This is a genomic window from Leptolyngbya cf. ectocarpi LEGE 11479, from assembly GCF_015207065.1.
GTDB classification, from domain to species: Bacteria; Cyanobacteriota; Cyanobacteriia; order Phormidesmidales; family Phormidesmidaceae; genus Leptothoe; species Leptothoe ectocarpi.
This window is the reverse complement of sequence record NZ_JADEXP010000363.1, coordinates 1-6,354: the sequence shown is the minus strand read 5'-3', so window position 1 is coordinate 6,354 and position 6,354 is coordinate 1. Positions and strand designations below refer to the sequence as shown.

General features: G+C 45.2%; 6 protein-coding genes. 3 read left to right on the top strand and 3 right to left on the bottom strand.

Annotated elements, in window-relative coordinates; translation table 11 throughout:
* Window positions 1-634 precede the first annotated feature (634 nt).
* Window positions 635-1,009: a nuclear transport factor 2 family protein gene (locus IQ260_RS25715; RefSeq protein ID WP_193995930.1), complete on the top strand. Its 375-nt coding sequence runs from the start codon at window positions 635-637 to the stop codon at window positions 1,007-1,009.
* Between the two features lie 169 nt (window positions 1,010-1,178).
* Here IQ260_RS25715 and lepB read toward each other — a convergent pair whose 3' ends face one another.
* Window positions 1,179-2,249, bottom strand: a complete 1,071-nt coding sequence (gene lepB, locus IQ260_RS25710; RefSeq protein WP_193995928.1) for a signal peptidase I — start codon at window positions 2,247-2,249, stop codon at window positions 1,179-1,181.
* A 216-nt stretch (window positions 2,250-2,465) separates the two neighbouring features.
* Here lepB and IQ260_RS25705 point away from each other — a divergent pair, with 216 nt between their 5' ends.
* Both IQ260_RS25705 and IQ260_RS25700 read left to right on the top strand, forming a co-directional pair.
* Window positions 2,466-3,182: a class I SAM-dependent methyltransferase gene (locus IQ260_RS25705; protein ID WP_228016435.1), complete on the top strand. Its 717-nt coding sequence runs from the start codon at window positions 2,466-2,468 to the stop codon at window positions 3,180-3,182.
* A gap of 40 nt (window positions 3,183-3,222) precedes the next feature.
* Window positions 3,223-4,605, top strand: a complete 1,383-nt coding sequence (locus IQ260_RS25700) for a flavin monoamine oxidase family protein (RefSeq protein ID WP_322745049.1) — start codon at window positions 3,223-3,225, stop codon at window positions 4,603-4,605.
* Window positions 4,606-4,726: 121 nt separating this feature from the next.
* Here IQ260_RS25700 and IQ260_RS25695 read toward each other — a convergent pair whose 3' ends face one another.
* Entirely contained in the window at window positions 4,727-4,975 is a 249-nt protein-coding gene (locus IQ260_RS25695) for a hypothetical protein (protein WP_193995926.1), read from the bottom strand.
* Between the two features lie 492 nt (window positions 4,976-5,467).
* Window positions 5,468-6,354, bottom strand: an 887-nt coding sequence (locus IQ260_RS25690) for an ImmA/IrrE family metallo-endopeptidase (RefSeq protein ID WP_193995925.1), incomplete at its 5' end; no start/stop codon positions are given.

The following is a 6,354-nucleotide window of genomic DNA, read 5'->3' as shown; positions in this document are numbered from 1 at the left end:
GAGACAGGCTAGCATCATACCTCCCCAAATTCAGTAGATTAAGATTTTGTTTTTATTAATCGAATGGCTGGAAAAAGATGAGAGCCACACCTATTGGTCCAACGGTGTAGACAGAATAAATTTGCGTAATAAAGGCTAACGATTTTGAGCCATTACAAATCTCACCTTCAAAATCCCAGATTTGCAAGGCAAAGTAACGTTTGCAAGTATCCTCACAGATTCCGAAAAGATACTGGCAATATCTGTTAACCTTACCTCCTTGCCCTAGTCACGTATTGTCAGTAAGCCACCACCAATACAAGTGTAGACGTATATCTGTCTGAGCGATTTAAGAGTTTTCTCATCATTGAGTAGGGGAGAAATTGAGTTATCGCTCGAAATTACACGTCAAACTGATCTTAGTGGCAACCATCGGCTACTCGAATATTATAGACAGAAAAGCTAATATTGAGGTTTTATAAGTGCGCTTCTTCTTTTGCTCATTTAATCTCTTTAGGGCAGCGAGTAGAGAGATTTATTAATCTCTATATTAGAGATTAAATCAATAAAAGGAGGGTGTCATTACGGTTTAGGTAATTTAGGTTGGAGATTATTTATAATTGGGTTAAAACGTAAACCTAAAGATGTTCCTATTATGACTCCGACAGAACTCATCCGAGCTTGGATAGAAAAATTCAACACTGCTGATATTGATGGCTTGGCCAATATGTATGCGATAGACGCCGTGAATGAACAAGCTGTATTCTCAGAGCCTCTGGTTGGCCGCGAAGCAATTCGCAAACTACTAGAAATTGATTTTGGTCGAGCCAAAATGGTGTGCATTGAGGAGCGAGTTTACGAGTGCGGAGATACGGCGATACTGCAATGGAAAGATCCAAGTGGGTTGAAAGGATGTGGCTTCTTTCAGTTCAGGAATGGAGAAATAATCCATCAAAAGGGTTATTTTGACCAGCTTTCATTCTTTAAATCTCAGGGTTTACCAATTCCAGCAGACTATCTTGATACCTAATAAAAACACGAACGCGAATCTCTATACTTTTAGCAAGTAGGATAGAGACTGCTCACTATCATCTATACAGATATCCAATCCCTTTACTCTCATATTTAGCTGTATCATAAAACTCTCTTAAGCTCATTTCTGTGCTAGCACAGGAACAGTCTGATAACTTCTTGGTAATTTATTCCAGTGGCTGAACTCGCTCGGATGGCCAGTAAATTTTGTAGGCTACACCTAAAATGTTGGCGTCAGGGACATACCCCCAAACATGGGAATCATAGCTGTTTGGGCGGTTGTCACCCAACACAAAATAGTTGTTTGCAGGCACTGTTTCAGGTCCCCAATCATAGGTAGGTGTTACTTGCGTGTAAGGTTCTGCAAGCGGGCGTTCATTGATGTAAATCTGCCCCTCTTTCACGGCTACCTGCTGACCTGGCAAGCCAATCACGCGCTTCACATATAGGAGGGGATTTTCTAGGGGATCTTCGGCTTTCTGAGAACGATCTTGAAGGGCTTTGTCGGGCGGGGTAAAGACAATGATGTCGCCCGAGTTGGGACGATATGCCCGATCACGCCGGACAAAAAGACGATCGTCAACTTGTAGTGTCGGGGTCATCGAGTCACTGGGCACAATACACTGCTCAACTGTCTGGCGAATCCAGCCGGGAGTTGACGCCAAGGACAGCCGCAGGACCAAGAGACCGACCGCAAGAAGTGCGATCGCATCTGAGTTACGCTTGGTGCGATGGGGAAAACTGACATAGACGTGATAACAGCTCAGCGCCCAAATCAGCGGTGGAATGGGTACCAATTGAGGAACAGAATTTGCTAGCCACGCTGTTAAAATTCCTGTAATCAGAAAGATTCCTCCAGCCAATGCCTGCTGTAGATACAGGTGCCCTAATCCAGGCAGCAGCTGCGACAAAAAAACGGCATACCATGGATCGGCCTTCCCCTGAGGTACTGAAATCCGGGTAGCGTATCCCGGCTGGGTACCGCGATAGGCATCCAAAATACTAAAGCTATACACAACCAGGATGCATGCTATCGTCCAGAATCCCCATAGGGTTTGGCCATTGGCCCCAAAAATGAACCAGGTGGCATAGCTGAGCATGAAAACTGTAATCAGCATCAGGCTGATGCCTTTCACCCAAAACGCACTGTATAGCTGCCCGAGGCCTGGAAACACTAGCGAATAGTTGACCGCCAGCCATGGGTTCAGGCGGTTTGTTGACCGAAAGGATGATTTCATGCTTTGAGTATCGGCGATGGGAGAGAACCTGGGAATAGTTCTATATCGAGCAAACGCAGTGGAGTAGGTAGTGCCATGATAGATGCTATATAAGATCCGGACGTGTAGATCTTATCCAGCAGATCTAATATTAAATTACCAGCTAAACAACAGACGGCCATTGGTATTGGGGCCACAAAAATATATATGAGTACAGACGCTGAGTACATTGCCGCGTTGACTAATTTACACCTGGGACTTGATCGTAAAGGCCCAGGTGACTCTGACTTCTCACGCAATATTTTGAGCACGCTTTCTAATGTGCCCCATAAGCCGCGAATTGCTGATTTAGGATGTGGAAATGGTGCTAGTGCATTATTGCTTGCACAATACTATCAAAGCCCTGTCAGAGCAGTGGATTCCTCATCTACTTTTATCGAGGAACTCAAGATTCGTGCAAAGCAGGCTGGTCTTCAGCATCTAATTATTCCGATTCATGGTGACATGGCTAAACTCGATTGGGCAGTGGATTCCATTGATCTACTTTGGTCAGAGGGAGCGGCTTATAATCTTGGGTTTGAGCAAGCTCTGAAAATCTGGCGGCCTCTTCTTGTCAGCAGCGGCATTGCCGTCATATCAGAAATGAGCTGGTTTACCGATGATGTGCCAAAGGCTGCTAGCGCGTATTGGCAAAACGCTTATCCAATAATGGGGACTGAGGCTGAGAATATCGCTCGGGCGAGTAGGTCTGGCTTTAGCATACTTGCTACGCATCGGCTACCGAGTCAGGCTTGGTGGGTCAATTATTATGACCCACTCCATGAGCGGATGCAGCAGATCGAAAGTACCCCAATTATGCAATCAGTTATTTGTGAAACTAAAGAAGAGATACAACTATTTGAAAAATTCAGCGACTCCTACGGCTATACGTTCTATGTTCTGCAAGCAGCTTAAGGAAAAAGTCGGCTAATAATTCGCTTTTATTGTTTTGTTCATGTCAGCTCTCGGCCCGGTGCCAATAATGGACAGAAGAACATTCTTGTTGACATATTTTATAGCCATTTCAATAGCAGCCTGTAGTCAGAAGACTGTTGCAGACAAGTCTATTAAAAAAGAATCTGCACTGGTTGTCGGTGCAGGTATGGCAGGACTAGCTGCGGCACGAAAACTACATGATTTAGGCTATAAAGTGACATTGCTTGAAGCCAGAGATCGCATCGGTGGGAGAGTCTGGACAAGTCATGTATGGCCTGAAATTCCTGTTGATTTGGGAGCCTCCTGGATTCACGGGGTGGAGGAAAATCCTCTGACAAAGCTCGCTGATCAGATCGGGATCGTAAGAGCTAAAACAGATTATGATAATGCCATTTTATACGGAACGGATGGCCGTGTTGTCTCTAATGACGTAGAGATAGACATGATACACCTGTTCAATAGATTAATCCGTGCGGCATATCGTAACGCTTCAGACGGGAAAACCATATTTGACGTCCTTGAGAACACACCTTTATGGAGAGACTTGTCGAACCAGCAACTACAGTCTGCCATGCATCTCATGAATACGATGATTGAGCATGAGCTGGGTGGGTCGCTAACCGAGATTTCTGCCATCAGTGCGGATGACGCAGAGGAGTTCTCTGGAGAAGATGTGCTATTTCTGGATGGGTATAGCGCGATTACACACTACTTGGCTAAAGATCTGGATATCAAACTGGAGCAGGTTGTTGAAAAAATAAGCTATCAAAATGAAGGCGTCATTGTAAAGACCAATCAAAATGTTTTTGGGGCCGACTACGCTATCGTCACTTTACCCATTGGTGTATTGAAAGATAACACAGTACAGTTTGACCCCCCACTGCCGGTGGCAAAACAGGACGCGATTGAGGTCATGGGTGCGGGATTACTTGATAAGCTCTTTTTAAAGTTTCCTTATGTCTTTTGGGACAAGGATAAAGAGATTTTGAATTGGATATCGGATGAGCATGGCCGATGGAATGAGTGGCTCAATCTGTCGACTTATATCAATCAGCCGGTTTTACTGGGCTTCAATGCGGCTGATTACGCCCGAAAAATCGAAGCATGGAGCGATCAGGAGATTGTCGCCGATGCCATGGGTGTGCTCAGAATTATTTACGGCAATGACATTCCAGACCCTGAGAGCTGGCAAGTCACCCGCTGGGCGGCAGATCCGTTTGCGCGCTGCTCCTATTCTTTTAATGCTGTTGGTGCCAATGTTGATGCACGCACAACGCTGGCAAAGACTATTAACAACCGTTTATTTTTTGCAGGTGAAGCCACGTCTGAAGATTATCCTGCCACCGTTCACGGTGCATATCTATCTGGAATAGATGCAGCAACGGCGATTACCGATTTATAAGGTCTTCGCGTTAGTGGTCTATCTGGCGCATGGCTTTGCTACCTGTTGGTTTGTCAGACCTGGGTAATTGAAGGATGGTGTGAGCTTGGGGGTGCGATCGCAACCCCAAGCCATAACGCCTCTATGCCTTCATCGCCACCCGTTTGGTCAAAATGACCATGACCTCATTAGGCCGTCCGGTGGAGATGGGTTTACTCCAGTCGTTGGGCTCGGCGTAGTGTTTTTTGTGCAGGTCTTGGATGGTAAGCCGTACCCCGGTGAGGCTGCCAAATACGAGATGGCGGACGGTTTCGTATTGGTGCTCAGGTAGCGGATCAGTGCCAAGCGGCAGAGTGGACGCCACTGCGCCCTGGGTAATATCGACAAACATAAGCTTTGGTCTCCAAACGTTAGCGTTGTTAAACCGTTGCCACGTCTATGGATCGAGCTTATAGTCGAGAAAACTACAGGCTCTAACTCAGACGCGGTTAGGTAAGAAACCAAAGCTCAACGTTTAGCTGCCCCGATTATGTGATGCAAACCGGGGCAGCAATGAGATAAAGTATCCCAAGCCTCGGACTGCTTACTCAGCCACGGGGTTAGCCAGCGGTGCGGTGGTCGTAACACCTGCCGCTGGTGCTAAATTATTGAGCTTTGTGGTCATGTCCAGAAGGGCGTGAGAACTAAAGTACCGCTAAGACATTTAGGACGTCAAGTAAAAAGTAACGAATTCACTAAACTTCTACTACTCAGGGTATTCGACTAAGTCAGAGCCCTGGCGATCAAAATCTCTAGCCTGGTTTTCTAAACTCCCGCCGCAGGTCATCATTGCCAACATTTCACGAAGCAAGAATTTCTTGAAGCATTAAACTTATAAACTCTCTCAATCAGCTAAAATATTTATCCGCTCAAGGTACTCTCGACTCTCATCATCAATGCTTACCCAGTTGCGTTGACAATATGTATTAATCTGAGCCGGGGCATTAGCGTTAGGCTCTAATATCTTGAGAGCAATCATCGCACATTTCCAATCACCTGTTTGCCAAGCATAGTTCAGTACAACAGAACTGGCATCAAGACAATGTGTACGACTTAATTGTCTTGCTTCATCTAGCAAACCATTTCTGCTCAGCTTGCTATCCCAAGACAGCTTGCTGTCCCCGAACAGAAGCTGTCTTGCAAACTGATTAGCGTTTTCTTCCTCTTTGTCGATGACACCACCTACAAAAGCGTCATCTACTAAAATTCCATCCTGCAAATCCCCGTTAGCAATATGTCCTAACTCATGGGCCAGTATAAAAAGTAACCAAGCTGATTGTTGTCGTGAAGAGCCAATGACAATGACAGGGCGTCCATCAATCATAACGACCAGGCCATCTGACTTGACATGCCCATTAGGTCTTTTATCAAAATGAACCACTGGGATGCCTGCTTCCCAACAAAAAGTCAATAAGCTATTCAAACTTACACATGAATGATTTTGAAGAATTGATTGCCTAATCGCCAATGCAGAACTCTCTATAGGCTCATAGGAACGTTCCATCGGCTGCGAGACGACCTTGGCAACACTCCTAGCCAGATTACTAAATAGACTTGGATTTTCCTGATTTCTTTGTAACTTAAACTTGGTAGAAACAGGCAAAAAATCTAATGATAAATCTGAGGCACCTTGTAAAAAGTCAACCTTCAAACATAGACGCTTAGTAAGGTAATCTAAGAGCTTTGGAATAGCATTTTTATCATTCTCGAACTCACTTTTCCACCAAGATG